Annotated in this window: 22 protein-coding genes and 1 other RNA gene; 4 read left to right on the forward strand and 19 right to left on the reverse strand. The window is 67.9% G+C overall.

Annotation, left to right across the window (positions count from 1 at the left end; genetic code table 11):
• Positions 1 to 2: 2 nt before the first annotated feature.
• The 6 genes from murB to DJ029_RS06350 form a co-directional block, all read right to left on the reverse strand.
• Positions 3 to 956 (reverse strand): UDP-N-acetylmuramate dehydrogenase, encoded by a 954-nt coding sequence (gene murB, locus DJ029_RS06325; protein ID WP_112321519.1) that lies wholly within the window; start codon positions 954 to 956, stop codon positions 3 to 5.
• A gap of 165 nt (positions 957 to 1,121) precedes the next feature.
• Positions 1,122 to 1,382, reverse strand: coding sequence for a DUF2484 family protein (locus DJ029_RS06330; RefSeq protein ID WP_112321520.1), 261 nt, complete (start codon positions 1,380 to 1,382; stop codon positions 1,122 to 1,124).
• Positions 1,379 to 1,633, reverse strand: a complete 255-nt coding sequence (locus DJ029_RS06335) for a DUF2484 family protein (RefSeq protein WP_112321521.1) — start codon at positions 1,631 to 1,633, stop codon at positions 1,379 to 1,381. The genes DJ029_RS06330 and DJ029_RS06335 overlap by 4 nt, the downstream gene beginning before the upstream one ends.
• Position 1,634: 1 nt before the next feature.
• Entirely contained in the window at positions 1,635 to 3,035 is a 1,401-nt protein-coding gene (gene murC / locus DJ029_RS06340) for a UDP-N-acetylmuramate--L-alanine ligase (RefSeq protein WP_112321522.1), read from the reverse strand.
• The gene (locus tag DJ029_RS06345; RefSeq protein ID WP_112321523.1) at positions 3,032 to 4,126 is read right to left on the reverse strand and encodes a UDP-N-acetylglucosamine--N-acetylmuramyl-(pentapeptide) pyrophosphoryl-undecaprenol N-acetylglucosamine transferase; all 1,095 of its coding nucleotides are present in this window, start codon (positions 4,124 to 4,126) and stop codon (positions 3,032 to 3,034) included. Before DJ029_RS06345 ends, murC begins: the two co-directional genes overlap by 4 nt.
• On the reverse strand, positions 4,123 to 5,286 hold the full coding sequence (locus DJ029_RS06350; protein WP_112321524.1) for a peptidoglycan glycosyltransferase FtsW: 1,164 nt from the start codon (positions 5,284 to 5,286) through the stop codon (positions 4,123 to 4,125). Before DJ029_RS06350 ends, DJ029_RS06345 begins: the two co-directional genes overlap by 4 nt.
• A 189-nt stretch (positions 5,287 to 5,475) precedes the next feature.
• On the opposite strand from DJ029_RS06350, the gene DJ029_RS06355 reads away from it, so the two are divergent.
• Entirely contained in the window at positions 5,476 to 6,687 is a 1,212-nt protein-coding gene (locus DJ029_RS06355) for a polysaccharide pyruvyl transferase family protein (RefSeq protein WP_112321525.1), read from the forward strand.
• A 51-nt stretch (positions 6,688 to 6,738) separates the two neighbouring features.
• Here DJ029_RS06355 and murD read toward each other — a convergent pair whose 3' ends face one another.
• From murD to DJ029_RS06410, 11 genes are all read right to left on the reverse strand, one after another.
• Positions 6,739 to 8,139 carry a UDP-N-acetylmuramoyl-L-alanine--D-glutamate ligase gene (gene murD, locus DJ029_RS06360; protein WP_112321526.1) on the reverse strand — a complete coding sequence of 467 codons (1,401 nt, stop codon included), beginning with the start codon at positions 8,137 to 8,139 and terminating at the stop codon, positions 6,739 to 6,741.
• Between the two features lie 4 nt (positions 8,140 to 8,143).
• Positions 8,144 to 9,229 carry a phospho-N-acetylmuramoyl-pentapeptide-transferase gene (mraY, locus tag DJ029_RS06365; protein WP_112321527.1) on the reverse strand — a complete coding sequence of 362 codons (1,086 nt, stop codon included), beginning with the start codon at positions 9,227 to 9,229 and terminating at the stop codon, positions 8,144 to 8,146.
• 13 nt (positions 9,230 to 9,242) lie between these two features.
• Entirely contained in the window at positions 9,243 to 10,685 is a 1,443-nt protein-coding gene (locus DJ029_RS06370; protein ID WP_112321528.1) for a UDP-N-acetylmuramoyl-tripeptide--D-alanyl-D-alanine ligase, read from the reverse strand.
• Positions 10,682 to 12,193 (reverse strand): UDP-N-acetylmuramoyl-L-alanyl-D-glutamate--2,6-diaminopimelate ligase, encoded by a 1,512-nt coding sequence (locus tag DJ029_RS06375; protein WP_112321529.1) that lies wholly within the window; start codon positions 12,191 to 12,193, stop codon positions 10,682 to 10,684. The genes DJ029_RS06370 and DJ029_RS06375 overlap by 4 nt, the downstream gene beginning before the upstream one ends.
• 19 nt (positions 12,194 to 12,212) lie before the next feature.
• Positions 12,213 to 14,000, reverse strand: a complete 1,788-nt coding sequence (locus DJ029_RS06380) for a peptidoglycan D,D-transpeptidase FtsI family protein (RefSeq protein WP_112321530.1) — start codon at positions 13,998 to 14,000, stop codon at positions 12,213 to 12,215.
• Complete coding sequence (gene ftsL, locus DJ029_RS06385; protein ID WP_112321531.1) at positions 13,997 to 14,344, reverse strand: cell division protein FtsL; 348 nt, start codon at positions 14,342 to 14,344, stop codon at positions 13,997 to 13,999. Before ftsL ends, DJ029_RS06380 begins: the two co-directional genes overlap by 4 nt.
• Positions 14,344 to 15,351: a 16S rRNA (cytosine(1402)-N(4))-methyltransferase RsmH gene (rsmH, locus tag DJ029_RS06390; protein WP_112321532.1), complete on the reverse strand. Its 1,008-nt coding sequence runs from the start codon at positions 15,349 to 15,351 to the stop codon at positions 14,344 to 14,346. The genes ftsL and rsmH overlap by 1 nt, the downstream gene beginning before the upstream one ends.
• A gap of 5 nt (positions 15,352 to 15,356) precedes the next feature.
• Entirely contained in the window at positions 15,357 to 15,860 is a 504-nt protein-coding gene (gene mraZ, locus DJ029_RS06395; RefSeq protein ID WP_112321533.1) for a division/cell wall cluster transcriptional repressor MraZ, read from the reverse strand.
• A gap of 606 nt (positions 15,861 to 16,466) precedes the next feature.
• Positions 16,467 to 16,852, reverse strand: an RNA gene (gene rnpB / locus DJ029_RS06400) — RNase P RNA component class A.
• A 31-nt stretch (positions 16,853 to 16,883) separates the two neighbouring features.
• A complete protein-coding gene (locus DJ029_RS06405; RefSeq protein ID WP_112321534.1) occupies positions 16,884 to 17,576 on the reverse strand; it encodes an N-acetylmuramoyl-L-alanine amidase in 693 nt (230 codons plus the stop codon).
• Between the two features lie 78 nt (positions 17,577 to 17,654).
• Positions 17,655 to 18,509, reverse strand: coding sequence for a pseudouridine synthase (locus DJ029_RS06410; protein WP_112321535.1), 855 nt, complete (start codon positions 18,507 to 18,509; stop codon positions 17,655 to 17,657).
• Positions 18,510 to 18,561: 52 nt separating this feature from the next.
• On the opposite strand from DJ029_RS06410, the gene DJ029_RS06415 reads away from it, so the two are divergent.
• A complete protein-coding gene (locus DJ029_RS06415; protein ID WP_112321536.1) occupies positions 18,562 to 19,014 on the forward strand; it encodes a nucleoside deaminase in 453 nt (150 codons plus the stop codon).
• 8 nt (positions 19,015 to 19,022) lie between these two features.
• Here DJ029_RS06415 and DJ029_RS06420 read toward each other — a convergent pair whose 3' ends face one another.
• Positions 19,023 to 19,961 (reverse strand): AEC family transporter, encoded by a 939-nt coding sequence (locus DJ029_RS06420; RefSeq protein WP_112321537.1) that lies wholly within the window; start codon positions 19,959 to 19,961, stop codon positions 19,023 to 19,025.
• 119 nt (positions 19,962 to 20,080) lie between these two features.
• On the opposite strand from DJ029_RS06420, the gene DJ029_RS06425 reads away from it, so the two are divergent.
• Complete coding sequence (locus DJ029_RS06425) at positions 20,081 to 20,728, forward strand: sulfotransferase family 2 domain-containing protein (protein WP_157966280.1); 648 nt, start codon at positions 20,081 to 20,083, stop codon at positions 20,726 to 20,728.
• Between the two features lie 40 nt (positions 20,729 to 20,768).
• Here DJ029_RS06425 and DJ029_RS06430 read toward each other — a convergent pair whose 3' ends face one another.
• Positions 20,769 to 21,461 (reverse strand): metal-dependent hydrolase, encoded by a 693-nt coding sequence (locus tag DJ029_RS06430; protein ID WP_112321539.1) that lies wholly within the window; start codon positions 21,459 to 21,461, stop codon positions 20,769 to 20,771.
• A gap of 64 nt (positions 21,462 to 21,525) precedes the next feature.
• On the opposite strand from DJ029_RS06430, the gene DJ029_RS06435 reads away from it, so the two are divergent.
• Positions 21,526 to 22,194: a ceramidase domain-containing protein gene (locus DJ029_RS06435; RefSeq protein ID WP_112321540.1), complete on the forward strand. Its 669-nt coding sequence runs from the start codon at positions 21,526 to 21,528 to the stop codon at positions 22,192 to 22,194.
• Positions 22,195 to 22,201 lie beyond the last annotated feature (7 nt).

Below are 22,201 nucleotides of genomic sequence, written 5' to 3' on the forward strand. Positions count from 1 at the left end.
TCTCAGTGCGCCTGTGTGCCGGGGTCGCCCGGCTCGCCGACGCGCATTATCTCCCACTCTAGGGTTATGCCGCTCTTTTCCAAAACCTTTTCACGAACGCGCTCGCCTAATCCTTCAAGGTCTGTGGCAGAAGCGTCACGGGCGTTGATCAGGAAGTTGGCGTGCTTGGTCGACATCTGCGCGCCGCCCAGGGTGGCGCCCTTCATGCCCGCATCCTCGATCAGTTTCCAGGCTTTCAGGTCGTGCACGTCGTCGTCCCGCCCGGTGGAGGAGAACCCCGCGGGATTGCGGAAGGTGGACCCGGCGGAGCGGTCCTTGACGGGCTGCGTCTCGGCCCGCTTCGCAAGCGCCGCGGCCATCCTTTGCTCGATCTCGGCCGGATCGCCCGCGGCGCCCTTCAGCGTTGCGCGGGTCAGCACCAGCCCCTCCGGCAGCGCGGTGGAGCGGTAGGCAAAGCCCATGTCGGCGGGCGACAGCGTGACCTGCTGGCCCTTCCTTGTCACCGCCTCGGCGCTCTCAAAGACGTCCGCCGTGTAGATCCCGTAGCAGCCCGCGTTCATCCGGCAGGCGCCGCCGATCGCCCCGGGGATGGTGCGCAGGAAGGCCAGGTCCACGCCCGCCGCCGCCGCCTTGCGCGCCACATGCGCATCGAGCGCGGCGGCCCCGGCGGTCACCGTCGTTCCGTCGACCTCGATCCCGTTGAAGCCCCGTCCGAGGCGGATCACGACGCCCCGGATGCCGCCATCGCGCACGATCAGGTTCGATCCCACGCCCATCGGGAACACCGGTATGTCGGCGGGCAGCGCCCCGAGGAAAGCCTGCAGATCCTCGATATCCGCTGGCTGGAACAACACCTCCGCCGGGCCGCCGACTCGCAGCCAGGACAGGTCCGCAAGCGGACGCGACGGGGTCAGGGTGCCGCGCACCTGCGGCAGGCGGGAGAGGAGATTACTCATGCGCGGGAGGTACGCGAGCCGGTGCGCGGGTGCAAGGGCGGTGGAAGAAGGCCGGGCGCACCGGTGACGCGGGAATTGAGGCTTCCGGCGTAGGAATGGTGGGCTTGGAAAGCCCACCCTACGGGCCGCAGCACTGGCCCGCCGTCAACCGCGATATCCACCGGGCTATTCCCCTCGCGGCCGGGCGAGCCTGGCCCGCGCCCAGCGCCAGAGGTAGCGCAGCGGCCAGCGCAGGATGGAGGCGGCGGCCAGCAGCACTGCGGCACCGATGAGCGCCCCGTTTTCCCAGAAGACATAGACGATTATCGGCACGCCGACCGCGATCAGCCCATAGGCAGCGGGCCAGTGGTTGCGCCGCGAGGGCAACATCGCGATCACATTCGCCGCGACCGCCCAGATCGCCGCAAGCGCCAGCGAAGGGGTCATTCGCCGCCTCGCCGCATCCGCCTGCGCAGGACCCGCAGGTAATAAAGCGCCGGGTAGCGATAGATCGACAACGCCCCGAGGAAGAACAGCACCGCCCAGGGCAGGCCGTAGTCCAGCGCGATCAGGACCAGCAGCACCGGGAACAGCAAGAGCATCGCCAGCGCGTAGGGCTTGTGCTGCGGAAAAGGCATCAGCGCCACGATGGAGACGAGGACGATCCACACGAAGCCTGCTGCCGCGCTCCACCCCATGTCAGGCCTTCAGCTGCTCCGGCAGGGCATTGGTCCACTGGCTGATCGACCCGGCGCCAAGGCAGACCAGCAAGTCGCCCGGCTGCGCCTCGGCCCGCACGAAATCGGCGAGGTCGCCCTCCCCCTCAATCGCAAGGGGGCGGCGATGGCCATGGGCCTTCAGCCCCGCCACCAGCGCATCGCGGTCCGCGCCCTCGATCGCGTTTTCCCCGGCGGAATAGACGTTGGTGATCGCCACGACGTCGGCGTCGTTGAAACAGGTGCAGAAATCCTCGAACAGGTCGCGCAGGCGGGTGTAGCGATGGGGCTGATGCACCGCGATGACCCGCCCCGAAGTGGCCTGCCGCGCCGCCTTCAGCACGGCGGAGATTTCGACCGGGTGGTGGCCGTAGTCGTCGATGATGGTGACTCCGTTCACCTCCCCCACCCGGGTGAAGCGGCGATTGACGCCGCCAAAGCCCAGCAGCGCCGCACGGATCTGCTCGTGCGAGATCCCGAGGTGCCGCGCCACCGCAATCCCCGCCAGCGCGTTGGAGACGTTGTGATCGCCCGGCATCGGCAGCGACACGCCCTCGATCACGTCGCCCTCGGCCGAGAGGACCACGTCGAAATGCGCGATACCGGCCTCATAGGTCAGGCCCATGACCCGGACATCCGCCTGCGGGTTGAAGCCATAGGTGATGACGCGGCGGTCGCTGATGCGGCCGACCAGCGCCTGAACCTCGGGGTGGTCGATGCAGGCGACGGCGACGCCGTAGAAGGGAATGTTGGACACGAAGGTGTCGAAGGCCCTGCGCAGGGTGTCGAAATCACCGTAGTGATCCATGTGCTCGGGGTCGATGTTGGTGACGATGGCGATCGTCGCGGGCAGCCGGTTGAAGGTGCCGTCGCTTTCGTCCGCCTCGACGACCATCCATTCGCCCGCGCCCATGCGCGCGTTCGAGCCATAAGCGTGGATGATGCCGCCGTTGATCACCGTGGGATCGACGCCGCCGCCATCCAGCAGCGCGGCCACCATCGATGTGGTCGTCGTCTTGCCGTGGGTCCCCGCAACGGCGATGTTGTTCTTCAGGCGCATCAGCTCGGCCAGCATCTCCGCCCGGCGGACCACCGGCAGCTTCAGCGAGCGTGCGGTGTCCAGTTCCGGATTGCCCGGCTTGATCGCGGAGGAGATGACGACGACGTCCGCCCCCTTCAGGTTGCCCGCCTTCTGCCCGATGAAGATCTTCGCGCCCATCTTCTCCAGCCGCCGGGTGATCGGCGAGGCCCGCAGGTCCGAGCCCTGGACCGTGTAGCCATGGGTCAGCAGCACCTCGGCAATGCCGGACATGCCGATGCCGCCGATGCCGACGAAGTGGATCGGCCCGATATCGACAGGCAGGCGGGTAGCGGCGGCGTTCATACGTTTTCCTTCCGGCTGAGCGCCTCGACCAGGTCGGCCAGCGCGTCTGCGGCATCTGGTTTGCCCTCGGCCCGCGCGGCGCTGGCGGCCTTTGCCGCCGCGGCCGGGTCACCGAGGATCGCGGCGATATGCGACGAGAGCCCTTCGGGAGTCAATTCGCGTTCCTGCACCGTCACCGCTGCGCCCGCCTCGGTCAGGCCGCGGGCGTTGGCGGTCTGCTCGTCACGGACGGCAGCTGCGAAGGGCACGAAGATCGCCGGGCGTCCCACGGCCGAGATATCGGCGACCGAGGATGCGCCAGAGCGCGAGATCACCAGCTGCGCCCGCGCCAGGCGGGCCGGCATGTCGTCGAAGAACGCGCGGATGTCGGCGGGAATGTCCAGCGCGGCATAGGCGGCGCGCACCTCGTCCGCATCCGCGTCGCGCGCCTGTTGCGCGACGACAAGGCGCGCGCGCGCCTCTTCGGGCAGCAGCGCGACGGCCTGGGGGACCACGCGCATGACACTCGCGCCCTGGCTGCCGCCGAAGACCAGGAGCTCCAGCGGCCCCTCGCCCGGCGGATGGTAGGGCGCGCCCGCCACAGCGCGGATCCCGGCACGGATCGGGTTGCCCGTGTTGCGCCCGGTGACACCCGCGGGCAGGTCCGTCGGCCAGGTGCCGCAGGCGACGGCATCGACCCGCCGCGCGAACAGCTGGTTGACCCGGCCGAGAACGCCGTTCTGCTCATGGATCGCGCGCGGAATGCGCAAGCACCAGGCCGCCGCCATGGCCGGCAAGGCCGGATAGCCGCCGAACCCGACGACACAGGCGGGCCGGTCGCGCAGCATCGCAAACAAAGCCCCCGCACAGCCAAGGGCGATCTGCACCGGCGCGGCGATCTTCGCCAGCGCCCCGCCCCGCGCGAAGGAGGCCGAGCGCAGCACGACGCGCTGCACCTCAGCCGGGAAGGCCCCGGCATAGCGCGCGCCCCTCGGATCGGTGGACAGTTTCACCCGCCAGCCGCGCGCAAGCATGGTTTCCGCCAGCGCCTGCGCGGGGAACATATGCCCTCCGGTGCCCCCGGCGGCGATGACCAGCAGCGGCGCGCTCACCGCCCGCGACCGATGTATTCGGACAGGTGATCCTGCGGGCGGTGCCGGGTCAGCGCCAGCAACATCCCCAGCGCCAGACCCGCCGCCAGCAGCGACGAGCCGCCGTAGCTGACGAACGGCAGCGTCATCCCCTTGGCGGGCAGAAGCCGCACCGCAACCCCGAGGTTGATCAGCGCCTGCATCCCGAACAGCGCCGCCAGCCCGGTGCCCGCGAGGCGCACGAAGGGGTCACGCTCTCGCACCAGGCGGATCAGCGAGCGGATCACCACGGTGGAGAACAGCGCGATGATGAGCAGGCAAATGACGAGCCCGTATTCCTCGGCCGCGACGGCGATGATGAAATCCGTATGCGCGTCCGGCAGGGACCATTTCACCGTGCCCTCGCCAACGCCGACGCCAAGGAAGCCGCCCTCCTGGATCGCGTTGGTGGCGAAACCGAGCTGCGTTCGGGGGTCGATCTCGGGGTTGAGGAAGCCGTCGATGCGCCGGGCGACATGCTCGGAATTCACATAGGCGAACATGCCTGCGCCGAGCACCATCATCGCGATGACCACCAGCAGGAAGATCGGCGCGCCGGCGACGAAATACATCAGCGACCAGGCGCCGAGGATCAGCATGGCCTGGCCGAAATCCGGCTGCAACGCCAGCATCACCGTCAGCCCGATGGCCACGATGAAGGACAGCAGCCGCCCCGGCGGGCCGGACAGGTCATAGGTGGCAGCCATCATCCAGGCGGAAAAGACCACGAAGGTCGGCTTCAGGAACTCGGAGGGCTGGACGCTCGCGAAGCCGAGGCTGTACCAGCGCGTCGCGCCCTTGCCGAAATCCGTGCCGAAGGTCGGCAGCAAGGCAACCGCGATGGTGGCGGCAAGGAAGCCCAGCACCGCCTTGCGCCGGATCTGCGTGGGCGACAGCATGGAGGTGATCACCATTGCCGTCAGCGCGAGCATCCCGAAAAAGGCCTGCCGGCTGACGTAGTGGAACGGCTCCAGCCCGTTGCGTTGCGCCAGCGGCGGCGAGGCGGCGAAGCCCAGCAACATGCCGACCAGGAATAGCCCGATCACCGCGCCAAGCGACCAGCGATCGATCGTGCGCCACCAGCGCGGCAACACGGCCTCGCCAGGTTTGGCGACCACCGCGCCATAAACCATATCCGTCATGAGAGCCTGCCCATGCTATGTCATCTGCCTCACTCGCCCGAACTTCCGCCGGGTCGAGATTTGCAAGGGTAGCGTTTTTGCCGCGCCGACGCCAGCTTTTCGCGTCCCCGTTAAGGGGGCCTTCACCACGCGACGGCTATCAGGCCCCGGACGGCACCCGAGGGTGCGCGCTGATGAAAGGATTTGATCATGCGGATTGCACTTCTCTGGGCGGCGGGCGACCCCGGGCTTTATTCCAATGCCGGCTTTGACAGCCTGTATCGCGACGTCGGTCACAACAACGGCAACCTCGCCTTCGTGCGCGGGATAAAGACGGTGATGCAGGGCGACGTCACCTATTACCCCTGGCATACGAAACCCGAAGTCCTGAACCGCGACGCGGATATCGTCGTGATTCCCTGCGCGAACCAGCTTGGCGCGCACACTGACCTTGGCCCCCTGGCGCAGAGCATGGCGCAACTCGACGTGCCCATCGTGGCGATTGGCCTCGGCGCACAGGCGAAGTCCATGGACCTGGACGTGACGCTGAGCGAGGGCACCGCCGCCTGGCTGGACATGCTGATCCGCAATGGCGAACGTTTCGGCGCCTCCAACATCTATACGCGCGGGCCTTACACGACGGCGCAGATCAAGAAGCTGACCGGCAAGGACGTGACGACCGGCGGCTGCCCGTCCCAGTTCATCAACCTGGAAGCGGGCCTCGGCGCGCGGATCGAGGCGGACTGGAAATCCCGTGACGTGCCCCGCTCCATCGCCGTGGCGGGCGGTCACCAGGCCTGGGGCAAGATCCGCACGATCGAACACCAGCTGGTGGCGATGATGATGGACCCGGTCTATCCTGGCGCCTACATCGTCCAGTCGATGGGCGACATGATCAAGATCTCGCGCGACCTGCTGGCCGAGATCGATCCTGTCGTGCGCGAACGCATCCGCGCCCATACAGTGCCGCATTATTCCCCCGAGATGTTCGAGGCTTGGTGCCAGCGCTTCGCGCGCTCCTACTACGATGTGCCGTCCTGGATGGATGAACTGCGCCGCCACGACCTGACCATCGGCGCGCGCTACCACGGCTGCGCGCTGGCGTTCCAGGCCGGGCGCATGGCCTGCACCGTGACGATCGACAGCCGCACAAGGGAGCTTTGCGAACAGACCGGCCTTCCATACGTTCCGGCCGAGGAACTTTCCGGCCCGCTGACGCGCAAGACACTGAAGGAAAAGCTGAAGTTCGACGGCGCGAAATACGACGACGAACGCTCCTGGCGCGCCGGTCACCTGATGGCCTTCCTCCACGAGAACCGGATCGAGCCGGTGCCGGGGCTGGTCGCGCTTGCGCAGGCCAACACCGACGTTTCGCTGACCCCGCCCGCGGAGGAAGCCGCACCGCTGTCCGCGACCGGGTAAGCCCGCATCGCTGCGCTGTCGGGCGCGTTGCGCCCGCTCAGCGCGCCCGGATCACAGCGCGGCCACGCGGGCCGCGAAATCCTCGCCTCGGGCCTCGAAGCTCGGGTATTGATCGAAGCTGGCGCAAGCGGGGGCCAGAAGCACGGTGTCGCCCGGCTCCGCCTCGGCCGCGGCGGCGGCGACGGCGGCCTCCATCGTGCCGCAGATCTGATGGGGCACTGCGCCAAGGGTGGCGGCGAAGGCCTCGGCGGCCTCACCGATCAGATAGGCTTTCGCGACGCGTCCGAACAACGGCGTGAGGGACTCGATCCCGCCCTCCTTCGCGCGCCCGCCGAGGATCCAGCGGACCTTGGAGAACGCAAGCAGCGCCTTTTCCGCGGCATCCGCGTTGGTCGCCTTGCTGTCGTTCACGTAAGCTACATCGCCGATCACCCGCAGCAGCTGGCTGCGATGCGCAAGGCCGGGGTAACTGGCCAGTCCCGGCTCGATCTGGCGCGGCGCCAGCCCGAGCGCGCGCAGAACCGCATAGGCCGCGCAGGCATTCTGATGGTTATGCGCGCCCGGGAGCGAGGCCATGGCGCGCAGGTCGATGGAAGCGACCTGCCGCCCGCGCCGCCATTCCGACAGGAACCCCTTCCGCGCAAAGACCGACCAGCCCGTCTTGATCTGCACCGAGTTCGCGATGCGGATCACCGGGTCCCCGTTGTCCGCATCCTCGCGCATCGTCGCGGCCAGCATCCGCCCCTCCGGCCCGTCGACGCCGATGACGCTGCGCTCCGGCCCACCTTGCGTGAACAGCCGCGCCTTGGCCGCGAAATACCCGCCGATGCCGCCATGGCGGTCCAGGTGATCGGGGCTAAGGTTCAGGAAAACCGCGATGTCCGGGGCCAGCGCCCGCGCCACTTCGGTCTGGTAGGAGCTGAGCTCCAGCACCACCACCTCTCCGTCGCGGCCCGGCTCAAGATCGAGGACGCCGCGCCCGATATTACCCGCCATCTGGGTCCGCACCCCGGCCTGCTGCAGGCAATGGTGCAACAGCGCGGTCGTCGTGGACTTGCCGTTCGAGCCGGTGATGCAGACCACGCGCGGCGGCACGTCCATCTGCTCCCAGTCCTCGGTGGCGAAGGAGCGGAAGAACAGGCCGATGTCGTTGTCGATCACCACGCCCCGGTTCAGGGCCTGAGTCACCGCCGCGTGTGGCGCCGGATAAAGATGCGGTATGCCCGGGCTGACGATCAGGGTGACCATCTCAAGCCCCTCCCAGCCCTTGTCGCGGGTCAGGTCGGCCAGCGCGAAGCCTTCGTCCGCCGCCGCGGCGCGCCCGGCCTCGTTATCGTCCCAGGCGATGACATTCGCTCCCCCGGAGCGCAGGGCGCGCGCCGCCACAAGGCCCGAACGCCCCAGCCCCAGCACACCGACCGTGTGCCCATCGTATCCGCGAACCGGGATCATCGCGTCACCGCAATTTCAGCGTGGCAAGACCGACCAGCGCGAGGATCACGCTGATGATCCAGAAGCGGATCACGATCTGGCTTTCGGGCCAGCCCATCTTTTCGAAATGGTGGTGGATCGGCGCCATGAGGAAGATGCGCTTCTTCGTGCGCTTGTAATACAGGACCTGGATGATGACCGACAGCGCCTCGACCACGAAGAGGCCGCCGATGATCGCCAGCACGATCTCATGCTTGGTGGCCACCGCGATCGCGCCCAGCGCGCCGCCCAGGGCCAGGCTGCCGGTATCACCCATGAACACCGCCGCGGGGGGCGCGTTGTACCACAGGAACCCGAGGCCCCCGCCGATCAGCGCGGCGATGAACACCGCGATTTCCCCGGTGCCCGGGACGTAGTGCACATCGAGGTATTCCGTGAAATCGGTCCGCCCGACCACGTAGGCGATGATCCCGAAGGAGCCGCCCGCGATCATCACCGGCATGATCGCCAGCCCGTCCAGCCCATCGGTCATGTTCACCGCGTTCGCCGCGCCGACGATCACGATCATGGCGAATGGCACGAACAGCACCGACAGGTTGATCAGCGTGTCCTTGAACACCGGCAGCGCAAGGTAGCCCGCCAGCGCCTCGGGGTGCAGCCACATCGCCCAGACCGAGGCGATCAGCGCGATCAGGAAACCGATCACCAGCCGCAACCGGCTGGACAGCCCGGCGACGTCCTGCTTGGTCACCTTGGAATAGTCGTCCGCGAAGCCGATCACGCCGAAGGCGGCGGTCACGAACAGCACCAGCCAGACAAAGCCGTTGTCCAGCCGCGCCCAGAGCAGCGTGGACAGCAAGAGTGCCGACAGGATCAGCAGCCCGCCCATCGTGGGCGTGCCCGCCTTGGTCAGGATATGCCCCTCGGGGCCGTCCGCGCGGATCGGCTGGCCCTTTTTCTGCTTGCGGCGCAGGAAGTTGATCAACGGGCGTCCGAAGATGAAGCCGAAGACAAGCGCGGTCAGGAACGCACCGCCCGCGCGAAAGGTGATGTAGCGGAACAGGTTGAAGATATCCCCCCCGTCCGACAATTCACTCAGGAAATACAGCATCTTCTTGTCCTCGTTACCCCTGCCCGGCGAAAGGCCGTGGTGTGCCCAGTTTCTTGACCGCGTCCACCAGCAGCCCGGCTTTCGACCCGTTGGAGCCCTTGCACATCACGACATCGCCCGCGTCTATCAGCCGGGGCAAAGCCTGGGCAAGGGCTGCCGTGTCCGCATGCCACTGGCCGCGTTTCGCGGGCGGAAGCCTGTCGTGCAGGGCGCGCATCAGCGGCCCGGCGGTGTGCACGATGTCGATCTGCTCGAGCGCGGGGATCGCGGCAAGATCCGCATGCAGCGCCTCGGCCGTGGGGCCGAGTTCCAGCATGTCCGCCAGCACGGCGATGCGCCGCCCGCGGGTGACGCGCCCCATGCCGTCCACCGGTTGCGTCAGGGCGAACACCTCTATCGCGGCGGCCATCGCGGCGGGGTTGGCGTTGTAGCTTTCGTCGATCAGCAGCACGGTGCCGTCTATCCCGCCGGGGCCGAGGTCGATCACCCATCGCGCCCCACGCCCCTCGGGTGCGGACCATGTCGCCAGGGCAAGCGCGGCGCGCGCGATATCCGCGCCGAGCATGTCCACCCCCGCCAGCACGCCGAGTGCGTTCTGCGCAAGGTGGCGCCCGGGCTGGTCGAGCCGGAACAGAAGCGGCGTGCCGTCGCAATCGGCTTCGGCGGTCGTGGCACTTTCGCTCAGATGGGTGGAGATCAGCCTGTAATCGGCTTCCGGCGCGCTGCCGAAGCTCAGCACCTCGACGGCATGATCGCGCGCCACCTGTTCTTGGATGTCATAGGTATCGCTGTCGCGGTTGAGGATCAGCGTGCCGCCCGGGCGGATGCCCTCGGCAAGGCTCGCCTTTTCGCGCGCGATCCCGGTCACGTTGCCGAAAGCTTCAAGATGCACGGCGGCCACCGTCGTGATCAGCCCCACGTGGGGCTGGGCGATCTGTGCGAGGGGGGCGATCTCGCGCGGGGCGTTCATGCCGATCTCGATCACGGCGAACTGCGTGTCGCGCGGCATCCGCGCCAGGGTCAGCGGGACGCCCCAGTGATTGTTGTAGCTCTTCTCGGCGGCATGGGTCCGGCCCTGCGCGGCCAGGGCGGTGCGCAGCATTTCCTTGGTGCCGGTCTTGCCGACCGAGCCTGTCACCGCGATCACCCGCGCGTTGCAGCGCGCGCGCCCCGCGCGACCGAGGTCCTGTAGCGCCTGGAACGTATCTGCCACTATCAGCAGCGGCGCATCGCCCGACACGCCCTCGGGGATGCGCGAGACCATGGCCGCGGCCGCGCCGCGCTCCAGCGCGGCGGCCACGAAATCATGCCCGTCCCGCTGATCGCTGAGCGCGATGAACAGGTCCCCCGGCGCAACGCTGCGGCTGTCGATGGACACGCCAGTGGCCACCCAGTCGCCCTGCGCCCTGCCCCCGGTTGCGCGGGCGGCGTCCTCGGCGCTCCAGAGTGCGCTCACGGCATCCGCCCTTCAAGGGCGGCCACGGCGATGCTGGCTTGCTCGATATCGTCGAAGGGCAGCACGTCCTCGCCCACGGTCTGCCCGGTTTCATGCCCCTTGCCCGCGATCAGCAGCGTGTCGCCGGGTTGCAGCGCGTCCACGGCCGTCAGGATCGCCTGCGCGCGGTCGCCGATCTCGTTCGCCTCGGGCACGGCTTCCATGATCTGGGCGCGGATCGCGGCGGGATCCTCCGAACGGGGGTTATCGTCGGTCACGAAGACCACGTCGGCGAAATCCCGCGCCGCCGCGCCCATGACCGGGCGCTTGCCGGGATCGCGGTCGCCCCCGGCGCCGAAGACGACCAGCAGGCGGCCCATTACATGCGGACGCAGGGCGCGTAGCGCGGTTTCCAGCGCGTCGGGCGTATGCGCGTAATCGACGAAGATCGACGCGCCATTGCTACGCTGAGCCGCGCGCTGCATGCGCCCGCGCACCGCCAGGAGGCTTGAGAGCGCGGTGAACACGGTGTGCGGCGCCACCCCCGTCGCGATGGCGAGGCCGGCGGCCACGAGTGCGTTTTCGCCCTGGAACCCGCCGATCAACTCAAGTCGGGCCATGTGCACCTCGCCTTCCCAGGAAAAGCGGATGTCCTGGCCCGTCGAGTCGAAGCGCTGGCTGAGCAGGCGCAAGTCTGCCGCCTCGCGACGCCCGGTGCCGATCACCCGCTGGCCGCGGGCGCGGGCGGCCTCAGCCAGCGTCAGGCCCATCTGGTCGTCCAGGTCGATCACCGCCGTCCCGTCACCGGGCAGGACCCGCTGGAACAGGCCGGACTTGGCGAAGAAGTAGTCGTCGAAGGTCGGATGGTAATCCAGGTGATCGCGCGAGATGTTGGTGAACGCCGCGGCGCGCAACTGGACCCCGTCAAGGCGGCGCTGCGCCAGGCCATGGCTCGACGCCTCCATCGCGGCGTGGGTCACGCCGGCATCCGCCAGTTCGGCCAGCAGCCTGTGCAGCGTGATCGGCTCGGGCGTGGTGTGGGTCAGCGGGCGCGACAGTGCGCCTTCGACGCCGGTGGTCCCGAAGTTGACCGCCCGCGCGCCGTCCGCTTCCCAGATCTGACGGGTGAAACTGGCGACCGAGGTCTTGCCGTTGGTGCCCGTCACCGCGACCATCGTCTCGGGCTGCGATGCGAACCAGCGTGCGGCGGCGCGCGACAGGGCGAGGCGCGGATCGTCGTGGACGATAACGGGGATGTCCACCTCTCCGGCCAGCTCCAGCCCTTCTTCGTCGGTCAGGATCGCCGCCGCGCCCATGCGCAGGGCGAAGGCGATGAATTCCGCGCCATGGCGGTGCACACCGGGAAGTGCCGCGAACAGGTGGCCGGGCCGCGTGTCCCGGCTGTCCACGGACAGCCCGGTGATCGCGACCTTGCCTGCCCCGTTTTCCGGCCATTTGCCGGCCCGGTGCGCGCCTTCGAGCAGGCCCAGCGCCGAGATGTCCTTGTGATCCGTCCCGGCTCCGCTCACCCGTCTGCCCCTTTTGCGATCAGTTGCGCACGATCAGCGCGTTGGTTGCATCCGCCCCTTCTTTAGGCAGCGGACGCATGTTCATCAATGGGGCGATGCGGCGAATGATCTCTCCGGCGACGGGGGCCGCCGTCCAGCCCGCGGTGCGGCGCGGCTCGCGCCCGGTGCGGTCCTCGGGCTCGTCCAGGGCCACGATCAGCACGTACTGCGGGTTATGCGCGGGAAAGATCGACGCGAAGGTCGAGATGACCTTGTCCTCGTAATAGCCCCCGGTATGGCGCGGCTTGTCGGCGGTGCCGGTCTTGCCGCCGACGGCATAGCCATCCACGTCGGCCAGCGAAGCGGTGCCCCGCTCGACCACCGCGCGCAGCATCGTGCGCAGGCTCTGCGAGGTTTCGCGCGAGATCACGCGATCCGCCTCGGTCGGGGGCGGGGTGGACTTCAGCAGCGTCGGCGTCACCCTGAGTCCGCCGTTCGCGATGGAGGCATAGGCCGCGGCCAGGTGCAGCGGCGTCGCCGCAAGGCCGTGGCCATAGCTGATCGTCATGGTCGATATTTCGGACCAGCGGTCGGGAATCAGCGGCCGGGTCTTGCTGGCCTCGGGCAGGTCCACCTGTACCGGGTCGAGGAACCCGAGCGTGCCGAGGAAGGCCTTCTGCCGCTCGCCACCGATTTCCATGGCGATGCGCGCCGTTCCGATGTTGGAGGATTTCACGATCACATCCGTCAGCGACAGGCGCGCGCCGTAGTCGCGGAAATCGCGGATCCTGAAGCGTCCCCAGGCCAGCGGCCCCTTGGTGTCGATCATGGTGGAAGGCGTCGCCAGCCCGAGTTCCAGCGCCTGCGCGGCGGCAAAGATCTTGAAGGTTGAGCCAAGCTCATAGACGCCCTGCGCGGCGCGGTTGAAGATCGGGCTGTCCGAGGGATCGCCCGTGGTCGGGGGCGCGGGGCGCTGGTTCGGATCGAAATCGGGCAGGCTGGCCATGGCGATGATCTGGCCGGTGTTCGCCTCCATCAGCACGGCGGTGGCGCCCTTGGCGTTCATCAGGCGCATCCCGCCCTCCAGAACCCGTTCGACCGCGGCCTGGACGGACAGGTCGATGGACAACTCCAGCGGTTTGCCGCCTTCCGCGGGATCGCGCAGGAAGGCGTCGAAGCGCCGCTCCACCCCGGCCGAGCCGATCACTTCGGCGGCGTGCACCCCCTCGCGCCCGAAGCTGTAGCCGCCGAGGATATGACTGGCGAGGCTGCCGTTGGGATACAGGCGCAACTCGCGCGGACCGAACTGCAGGCCCGGCTCGCCCAGGTCGTGCACCGCCTGGCGCTGCTCGGGGCTGAGCGAGCGCTTGATCCAGAGGAACTTGCGCTTGCCCGAGAAGCGGCGCAGCAACTCGGTTTCATCGAGATCCGGGAATATCCGCGCCAGCCCGGCGGCGGCGGCGGCGCGGTCCACCATCATGTGCGGCTGAGCATAGAGCGACGCGGTCTGAAGGTTCGTCGCCAGGATAGCCCCGTTGCGGTCCACGATATCGGCGCGCTGTGCGACGATCTGCGTATGCACCCCGGCCGAGCGCGGCTCGATCGGGTCCGAGGCGGCCAGCACGGACATGCGCACCGCGACCGTTCCGAAGGCCAGGACGAAGGTGGCGGCCAGCAGCCACAGGCGATGCTCGGCCTTCTGGCGTTCCGCGCGGTGGCGCTGGCGCAGGCGCGCGGCGCGCTCCTCCGCCTCGATCGTGTCGGGGTTCTCGCCCTGTGCGCGGGCGTCCATCACCCGCGCGAGCGGGCGCAGGGGGCGGCGGATCATGGCAGGTCATCCTCAGCGACGATATCGAGGATGCCATCGGGCGGCAGCGGGTCCTCGGGGATCGGATAGGCGACCATAGCCGGATCGCCGAAGTGCTCGGAGGTCATCGGCATCAGGCCGAGCTCGGGAAAGAATTCCTCTGCCAGAACACGCAGCCGCTCGGGGCGGTTGAGGTAGGCCCACTCGGCGTTCAGCATCGAGATCGCGGCGCGCTCCGCCGCGATGGCGCGGTGCAGGTCCGCGACCCGGCGCACCGCTTCCTGCGTGGTATAGTTGACGTTGTAGGCCCAGAACGCGAAGGCGACGACAAGCGAGCTGGCTGCAAGATAAAGCAATGTTTTCATCATTTTATCCCTGACGTCAGAACGAGTTTCGGCAGCCCCAGCGCGGCCGGGTCCATCTGAAGGGCCGGCGCGTCGGTGCGCGTCGCCATGCGCAGCCGCGCGGATCGCGCGCGCGGGTTCGCGGCCACTTCCGCCTCGTCCGCCTCCACCGCCTTGCGGGTGATCAGCGTGAACCGTGGCGTGTCGGCCGCGACCTCGGGGGCGTAGCGGCTGCCCTTCGCGGCACTGCCGCTGGCCTCGCGTAGGTAGCGCTTGACGATCCGGTCCTCGAGCGAGTGGAAGGTGACCACGGCCAGTACGCCGCCGGGCTTCAGCGCCCGTTCCGCCGCCAGGAGCCCACGCGCCAGCGCGCCGAGTTCGTCGTTCACCGCGATGCGCAGCGCCTGGAAGCTGCGCGTCGCCGGATGCGGCTGGCCCGGCTTGGGGCGCGGCAGGATCCGCTCGATCAGGCCGGCAAGCTGGCGGGTGGTGGTGAAGGGCTCTGCCTTCCTGTCGTGCACGATCGCGCGCGCGATGCGCCTTGCGGCGCGCTCTTCGCCGAACTGGTGCAGCACATCGGCGAGCCGCGCCTCGGGCAGGTCATTCACAAGGTCCGCGGCGCTGGGGCCGGCCTGGGCCATGCGCATGTCGAGGGGGCCGTCCTTGGCAAAGGAAAAGCCGCGCTCTGCCTGGTCGATCTGCATTGAGCTGACGCCGATATCCAGGACGACGCCATCGAGAAGCGGCGCGCCCTGTTCGGCAGCCAGCGTGTCGAGATCCGCGAAATTGCCGCGCGTCAGCGCCAACCGGTCACCGTATTTCCCGGCCCAGGCGGCCGCGCGCTCGAACACCTCGGGGTCCTGGTCCACGGCGATCACGCGCTCCGCTCCGGCATCGAGCAGCGCGCGGGTGTAGCCCCCGGCCCCGAAGGTGCCGTCAAGCCATGTGCCGCCAACGCTCACCCGCTCAAGTATCGGAGCGAGGAGGACGGGGATATGCGGTTCGCTTTCCGTCTGCGCCTCACCCATTGTGCCTAGCCCCCCAACCTGGCCCGGTCGAGCAGGGCAAAGGGATCGGTGTCATCTGTCTGGTCCGAGAGCCAATCGTCGATCCGCTCCATGTCGGCCTTGTAGGCGGCGGGCTCCCAGATCTGGAACTTGTCGCCCATGCCCGCGAAGGTGGCGTCCTTCGTGACGCCGATCATCTCGCGCAGCTTGGCGGGCAGGACCATGCGGCCGTTCTCGTCCACCTGGGCATACATCGACTGGGTGTTGATCATCCGCTCGAGGATCTCGCGCTCACGGCTGTAGCGGGGCAGCGCGGCGATCAGGTCGTCGACCTCTTCCATCGCGCGGATCGAGTATCCTTCAAGGCAGTTGCGCCCGCGGCGGCCATAGACCAGGACGAGGTTGGGGTTCCCGCCCGAGACCCAGTCAGGGTCGCCTTCCTCCAGGACACGGCGAAACGGGGCTGGAATAGACACCCGGCCCTTGCTGTCCACCTTGTGGACGCTTTCGCCTCTGAAACGCCGTGCCACGTTTCGCTCCTGCCTTGGGCGTTTTGCCCATGAAAAAGGCGGCCGTGCTCTTGATGGCACTGGCCGCCTGGTCTGCTTGGGCAGCGTACTGCTCGTGTGCCGCCTGTCCGCCAAGCCCGCTTGTCGGGGCCTTAACAACGCGAAAGGGTGGTGGCCTGTATGAAACCTGCGCTTGTTTTTGCCGGGCTCTGCGACCCGTTAGATCTGTGCATCAGCACCCTTCCGCTGAGAAAGGTATCTCATGGGAAAGCATATAAATCAATGGGAAATTTATTCACAGGCGCTGAAAACCATGGGCCGACCCGCCGCCGAGGGGCGAGATATTCAGCTTCTGTTCACAAATACGGGAACTATTTGCGATCTGTCGCGAAAAGAACACAACATGTAGTCGATAGCGGACGGAACCAAATTCCCATGCGCGTCCCATACAATCCCAATCCGTGACGGAATCCGCACCCCCGGAGCGATTTAATCCCCGTAGTTATCCACAGGTGGATGGGAATACGGGGAACAAATTCCGCGATTCCCGGCGCGCAAACGCCATCGGTGGGGCAAAAGCCCATGGGCCGCCCGACGGGTCCGTGAGGTGGAGATGGAGGGGAGTAAAGGTGCGGATGGCCTGTAAGCCGGATTCTGTCGAAGGGTGGTTGCCCACCCCGTGGCGACCATTCGTCTGGGCCGGCGCTTGCGCGCAGGCTCTGGCAGCCAACCCGGACCTGCTCGGGGCGAAGGTGCCCCTGCGAGCCGAGGCCCGCGCGCGATCCCTATTTGGCCTTGCTCCCGGCGGGGCTTGCCGTGCCACTCCTGTTGCCAGGCGTGCGGTGGGCTCTTACCCCACCGTTTCACCCTTCCCGACCCGTGGGCCGGAGGTCTGATTTCTGTGGCGCTTTCCCTCAGCTTACGCTGGCCGGGCGTTACCCGGCGCCGTTCCTTCGTGGAGTCCGGACTTTCCTCGGCGGGGTTACCCCCGACGCGGCCGCCCGGCCATCCGCCCATGGGGCTTACGCGCCGCCCGGCGTCCGGTCAAGCACTGCTGGCGGGGTGGCGCGCGGCCAGGGCACGGGCCAGGGCCACATCCCATTCATCCAGCACCCGCCCCCGCGCCCAGGGACGGAAGCGCTGGCGAAATGCATCCAGCGTATCGGACGAGCGGGGATAGCCAAAAGTCGCGGCCGCCTCGGCGAAGCCTTCGGCAAGGGCTGCCGAGTCCGCAGACGCGCCCTGACCGCCGACCCCGACCTCGGGCCAGACCGCCAGCCCCTTGCGGGCCAGGCGCTGCCAGTCGAACCGCGGGCCGGGATCGGCCTTGCGCCCCGGCGCCATGCAGGCGTGGCCAATCACACCCCGCGCGGGAATGTCCCAACGCCCGAGGATCCCGGCGAGCAGCGCTTCGAGACTGTCCATCTGGCGCGCGGCAAAAGGCTCTACGCCGCGATTGGTCAGCTCGATCCCGATGGAGCGGGAATTCACGTCCCCCCGTCCGCCCCACGCGCCGGCCCCGGCGTGCCAGGCGCGCTGATCCTCGGCCACCATGCGGTGGATAGCGCCGGAACGGGTAATGAGATAGTGGGCCGAGACCTCATGCTCGGGCGCGCACAGCCGCTGCAACGCCGCCTGTGAGGTTTCCATCGCCGTGTAATGCACGACGACGAGTTCCGGCTTCAGCCCGTCCCGGCGGGGCCCGAAATTCGGGCTGGGAGTGTCGGTGATATTCATGCGCCGCCCTTTTTGGCTGACCATAGGGCGCGCGCACCTGTATCGGCAACCAATGGGCGCATCTAGGCCCCTGCCCGATCAGCGCTTGCGCGTCGGCCCGCCGCTGCCCGGCTTCACCGCCGGTCCCGGACGGCGCACCGCACCGCGCAGGGCGCGGCTCTTGGGACCGCGCGGCTTGGCGGGGCCGGGCTTCGGCCCCTCCTCCGGAGTGCGCGAGATTCCAAGCTGGTCCCGCAGCACCTTCGGGCGGATCTCCTCCACCGCGCCGCGGGGCATGTCGCCCAGCTGGAACGGGCCGTAGGACAGGCGGATCAGGCGGTTCACCTCCAGCCCGACGGTTTCCAGCGCGCGGCGGATTTCGCGGTTGCGCCCCTCGCGCAGGCCGAAGGACAGCCAGACGTTCGCGCCCTGCTGACGGTCGATGGTGACCTCCATGGGCTGGAAGCGCTCGCCGTCGATGGTGATCCCCTCGCGCAGGGGGGCGAGGCCGGCGTCATCGATGCGGCCCTTGGCGCGCACGCGGTAGCGGCGCATCCAGCCGGTCGTGGGCAGTTCCAGCCGTCGCTTCAACTCTCCGTCGTTGGTCAGCAGCAGCAACCCTTCCGAGGTCAGGTCGAGTCTGCCGACGCTCATCACCCGCGGCAGATCCTCGGGCAGGGCGTCATAGATCGTCTTGCGCCCCTTCTCGTCGGCGTTCGTGGTGACCAGCCCGGCAGGCTTGTGATAGCGCCACATGCGCACCGGCTCAGCGGCGGCCAGGGGCTTTCCGTCCACCTCGATCGAATCGCGCGGGCCGACGTTCAGCGCCGGGCTGTCGATGGTCTTGCCATTCACGCGCACGCGGCCAGCTTCGATCATCCGCTCCGCTTCCCTGCGCGAGGCGACCCCGGCGCGCGCCAGCCGTTTTGCGATACGTTCCGAATTCTCTGTCATGGGCGCACCTAGCGCCCTTGCACGCGTCAGCGCAATCCCCGATGAAGAAGCGATGTCGCTGCGCACCTATATGGACCTGGCCCTGGACGAGGCCCGCGCCGCCGCCGCGCGCGGCGAAGTGCCCGTGGGTGCGGTGATCACCGACCCGGCCACCGGCGCGGTCGTAGCACAGGCCGGGAACCGCACCCGCGAGCAGGCCGATCCCACCGCCCACGCCGAAATCCTTGCCATTCGCGCGGCTTGCGCCCGCCTTGGCAGCGAGCGGCTGACCGGGCTGGACCTGCACGTCACGCTGGAACCCTGCCCCATGTGCGCCGCCGCCATCGCCGCCGCGCGCCTTGGGCGGCTCTATTACGGCGCGTCGGACCCCAAGTCCGGGGGCATCGAACAGGGCCCGCGCGTGCTCAGCCACCCACAGGTGCATCACACGCCCGAGGTGTACGCCGGCATCGGCGAGGCCGAATCGGCCGCGCTGCTGAAGGACTTCTTCGCCGCGCGCCGCTGAGCCCCGTCTCAGGCCAACAGCGCCAGCGTGCCCAGCGTCAGCACGCTGGTATAGACCACGACCTGGCTGATCGCATCCGTGCGCACCCCGTGCAGAAGCGCCATGCTGAACGCCATCGCCCCCGCCGGCCCGGCCGAGGCGAGCAGGTATTGCCCGTAATCCTCGCCTGCCGGCGCCAGTCCGATCAGCCCGAGCCACACCAGCACGGGAAACAGCACCAGCTTTATCAGGGTGAAGGTCCAGACCGTGGCGTCCGGGCGGAAGCGGGTCGAACACATGACCACGCCCAGCGCTAACAGCGCGACCGGACCCGCCGCACCGCCGTTGAAATCGACGAAGGTCTGCACCGGCGCGGGCAGTTCCAGCCCCGCCAGGTTGATCGCCAGTCCAAGCAGGATGCCTTGCGTGATCGGCGTGCGCAGCACCGTCCCCGCGACCACCAGCGGCGTCACGCTCCCTGCCCGGATCAGCCCCAACGCCAGCATCGCGCCGCCGAAGGCGATGATCGAGTCCATCGCGATCACCGAGGCGATGGGCAGGACATGCGCCTCCCCGTACAACAGGACCGAGATCGGCAGCACGTAAAGCGCGTTGTTGGCGAAGATCCCCGCGAACCCCAGCAAGACCGCCTCGTCCGCGGGCCGCTGGAAGGCGCGCCCCGCCAGTTGATAGCCCAGGGTGAAGACGATGACCTCCGCCGCGGCGTAGATCATCAGCGGCACCGGGCTGACGCTGCGGATCGGCGCGCTGACAACAAGGTCGAATACGAGGATCGGCAGCAGCAACGTCATCGCGAAACGGTTGAGAACGCGCGCCTCGTCCCCGCTGACCCAGCCGTTGCGCCCCACGAGGAAGCCCAGCGCCATGATCGCGAAGACCGGCAGGATCGGGTCGGCCAGGACGCTGACGATCTGCTGCATCACGCCGCCCCGCCGCTGGCGGGCCATGCCGCTTGTCGGCGCGCCGATCCAGTGGCCGGGGCCCCCGCGCCCTTCCCTTTCGCGCGGGGCACTGGCAAGGAGGGGCCGGACACGCCCGACGGGGCGGCAGGCAAAGGATACCTGACGTGACAGCGCATATCCCGCAATACAAGCTTTCCTACATCAGCGTGCCGAAGAACGCCTGTTCGTCGCTCAAGAAGATGCTCTTCCGCCTTGAAAAAGGCCGCGACCTGCAAGCCTATACCGCCAACGGGGCGCTCAGGACGGTTCACCACGTCTACCCCTCAAAGCCCTACGACCGCTGGCGCCAGCAGATGCCCGCGGGACACTGGACATTCGCGGTTCTGCGCGACCCGCTGGACCGCCTGATTTCGACCTATACCAACAAGATCCTGCAACTCGACGTTCTGCGCGACATGGAGCTCGAGGCGGGCGATCTTGACCGGGGGCTGACGACCAGGCCCTCGCTGCCTGAGTTCGTGCGCTTTCTTGGCCGCTATCGCGGCCTGTCGCGGGAAATCCGCCGCCACACCGATCCGCAGGTCACCTTCCTGGGGCCTGACCCGGCGTTCTTCGACCGCCTTTATCCCATGCAGGCGCTGCCGGAGCTGGCGGAGGACCTGGAAAAGCGCACGGGACAGACGCTCACCCTCGGCCAGAACAACGCCAGCACCGAGTTCCGCGCCGGGCTTCCCGCGCTTTCGCAGAACGAGCGCGCGAAGCTGGAGGACTTCTACGCCGAGGATTACGCCGCCTACGGCGCGCTTTTCTGACACGCTGGGACTCCGAGACCTGCGGGCAGTGAGGGGCCGCTCAAATCTCGATGGGCTGCATCACCTCGGGCTCCACCACGTCCACCCCGGGCAGGGCGGCCGCCAGCTCGTCGGCGTTCTGCGCCAACAGCGGGAAGGTGCGGTAGTGACAGGGGATGATCGTCTTGAAATTGAAGAAGGTCTTCGCCGCATAGGCCGCGCGGCGCTGGTCCATCGTGAAATGCCCGCCGATGCACAGGATGCCGATCTCGGGCGCGTGCAGCGCCTCGAACACGGCCATGTCGGCCATCACGTCCGTATCGCCCGAGAAATAGATCGTGCGCCCCTCGCCCGCGATCATGAAGCCGCTTTCCGCCCCGGCGTATTGCGGTCCGGCCTCCGTCCCGACGGAGGAGGAATGCGTCGCGTTGACCATCGTCACTGCCACGTTGCCAAGCTGCACCGTGCCGCCCTTGTTGAAACCGATGGTCGAAATGCCTTCGGACGCTTCCCAGTGGGACATCAGGTCGTAGATCCCGACGACCGGTACGCCCAGTTCCTTCGCCAGCGCGACAGCCTCTCCCGCGTGGTCACCGTGACCGTGGCTGACGAGGATATGAGTAGCACCCGCCGTCGCGGCTGCCTTGTCATGTCCCTCGAACAAGGGGTTGCCGGTGAACCAGGGATCGACCAGCAGGACCTGGTCGCCGATCTCCATACGAAAACTTGCGTGGCCTATCCATGTGATTTTCATATTGTCCTTCCTATGTTCAGGGCTGATACCACACTCCGGCGGGCCCGAAATCAAGGAGCGGAACATGGACTGGATGACGCAGGTGGACAATTACTGCGAGCGGACGGACTTCAGCTTCTGGTCCGAGCCGCTGAACGCGGCGACCAATGCCGCCTTCATCCTGTCGGCGCTGATCGTCTGGGCGATGCTTGGCGGCAAAAGCGACCGCCCCGCGCGGCTGCTGACCGGCATTCTGCTGATCATCGGCATCGGATCTTTCCTGTTCCACACCTATGCGACGCGCTGGGCCCTGGCGCTGGATGTGTTTCCGATCCAGCTGTTCATCCTGGCCTACCTGTTTTTCGCTACCACCCGATTTTTCGCCCTGCCGCTCTGGGCGGGGCTTGCAGCGGTGATTGCGTTCTTTCCCTTCGCCTATGCGGTGTCTGCCGGGGTCAGCGCGCTGGTCGGCCCGCTCAACGGGTCCGTCGCCTATGTGCCGGTGCCGATCCTGATCTTCGGTTACGCCGCCGCGATGGCGTTTCGCGATACCGAGACCGCACGCGGGCTGGCGATTGGCGCGGGGATCCTCGTCGTCTCGCTTGTCTTTCGCACGATGGACGAAGGGGTGTGCGGCGCGGTTCCCTTCGGCACGCATTTCCTGTGGCACGTGCTGAACGGGGTGATGCTGGGCTGGATGATCATCGTGCTGCACCACCACCGCGCCCCCGAGGACCGGATCGCCGGGGCCTGAGCGACGG

It is taken from the genome of Oceanibium sediminis (assembly GCF_003265325.1).
In the GTDB taxonomy this organism is placed as follows: domain Bacteria; phylum Pseudomonadota; class Alphaproteobacteria; order Rhodobacterales; family Rhodobacteraceae; genus Halovulum; species Halovulum sediminis.

Bases quoted from the DNA above. Each gene is read 5' to 3' on its own strand.
- DJ029_RS06405 (WP_112321534.1), bottom strand. From the start codon at position 17,576: ATGAATATCACCGACACTCCCAGCCCGAATTTCGGGCCCCGCCGGGAC.
- DJ029_RS06430 (WP_112321539.1), bottom strand. From the start codon at position 21,461: ATGAAAATCACATGGATAGGCCACGCAAGTTTTCGTATGGAGATCGGC.
- rsmH (WP_112321532.1), bottom strand. From the start codon at position 15,351: ATGGGTGAGGCGCAGACGGAAAGCGAACCGCATATCCCCGTCCTCCTC.
- murC (WP_112321522.1), bottom strand. From the start codon at position 3,035: ATGAACGCCGCCGCTACCCGCCTGCCTGTCGATATCGGGCCGATCCAC.
- DJ029_RS06420 (WP_112321537.1), bottom strand. From the start codon at position 19,961: ATGGCCCGCCAGCGGCGGGGCGGCGTGATGCAGCAGATCGTCAGCGTC.
- DJ029_RS06435 (WP_112321540.1), top strand. From the start codon at position 21,526: ATGGACTGGATGACGCAGGTGGACAATTACTGCGAGCGGACGGACTTC.
- DJ029_RS06330 (WP_112321520.1), bottom strand. From the start codon at position 1,382: ATGACCCCTTCGCTGGCGCTTGCGGCGATCTGGGCGGTCGCGGCGAAT.
- murD (WP_112321526.1), bottom strand. From the start codon at position 8,139: ATGATCCCGGTTCGCGGATACGATGGGCACACGGTCGGTGTGCTGGGG.
- mraY (WP_112321527.1), bottom strand. From the start codon at position 9,229: ATGCTGTATTTCCTGAGTGAATTGTCGGACGGGGGGGATATCTTCAAC.
- murB (WP_112321519.1), bottom strand. From the start codon at position 956: ATGAGTAATCTCCTCTCCCGCCTGCCGCAGGTGCGCGGCACCCTGACC.
- DJ029_RS06335 (WP_112321521.1), bottom strand. From the start codon at position 1,633: ATGGGGTGGAGCGCGGCAGCAGGCTTCGTGTGGATCGTCCTCGTCTCC.
- DJ029_RS06415 (WP_112321536.1), top strand. From the start codon at position 18,562: ATGTCGCTGCGCACCTATATGGACCTGGCCCTGGACGAGGCCCGCGCC.
- ftsL (WP_112321531.1), bottom strand. From the start codon at position 14,344: ATGAAAACATTGCTTTATCTTGCAGCCAGCTCGCTTGTCGTCGCCTTC.
- DJ029_RS06350 (WP_112321524.1), bottom strand. From the start codon at position 5,286: ATGACGGATATGGTTTATGGCGCGGTGGTCGCCAAACCTGGCGAGGCC.
- DJ029_RS06410 (WP_112321535.1), bottom strand. From the start codon at position 18,509: ATGACAGAGAATTCGGAACGTATCGCAAAACGGCTGGCGCGCGCCGGG.
- DJ029_RS06355 (WP_112321525.1), top strand. From the start codon at position 5,476: ATGCGGATTGCACTTCTCTGGGCGGCGGGCGACCCCGGGCTTTATTCC.
- DJ029_RS06380 (WP_112321530.1), bottom strand. From the start codon at position 14,000: ATGATCCGCCGCCCCCTGCGCCCGCTCGCGCGGGTGATGGACGCCCGC.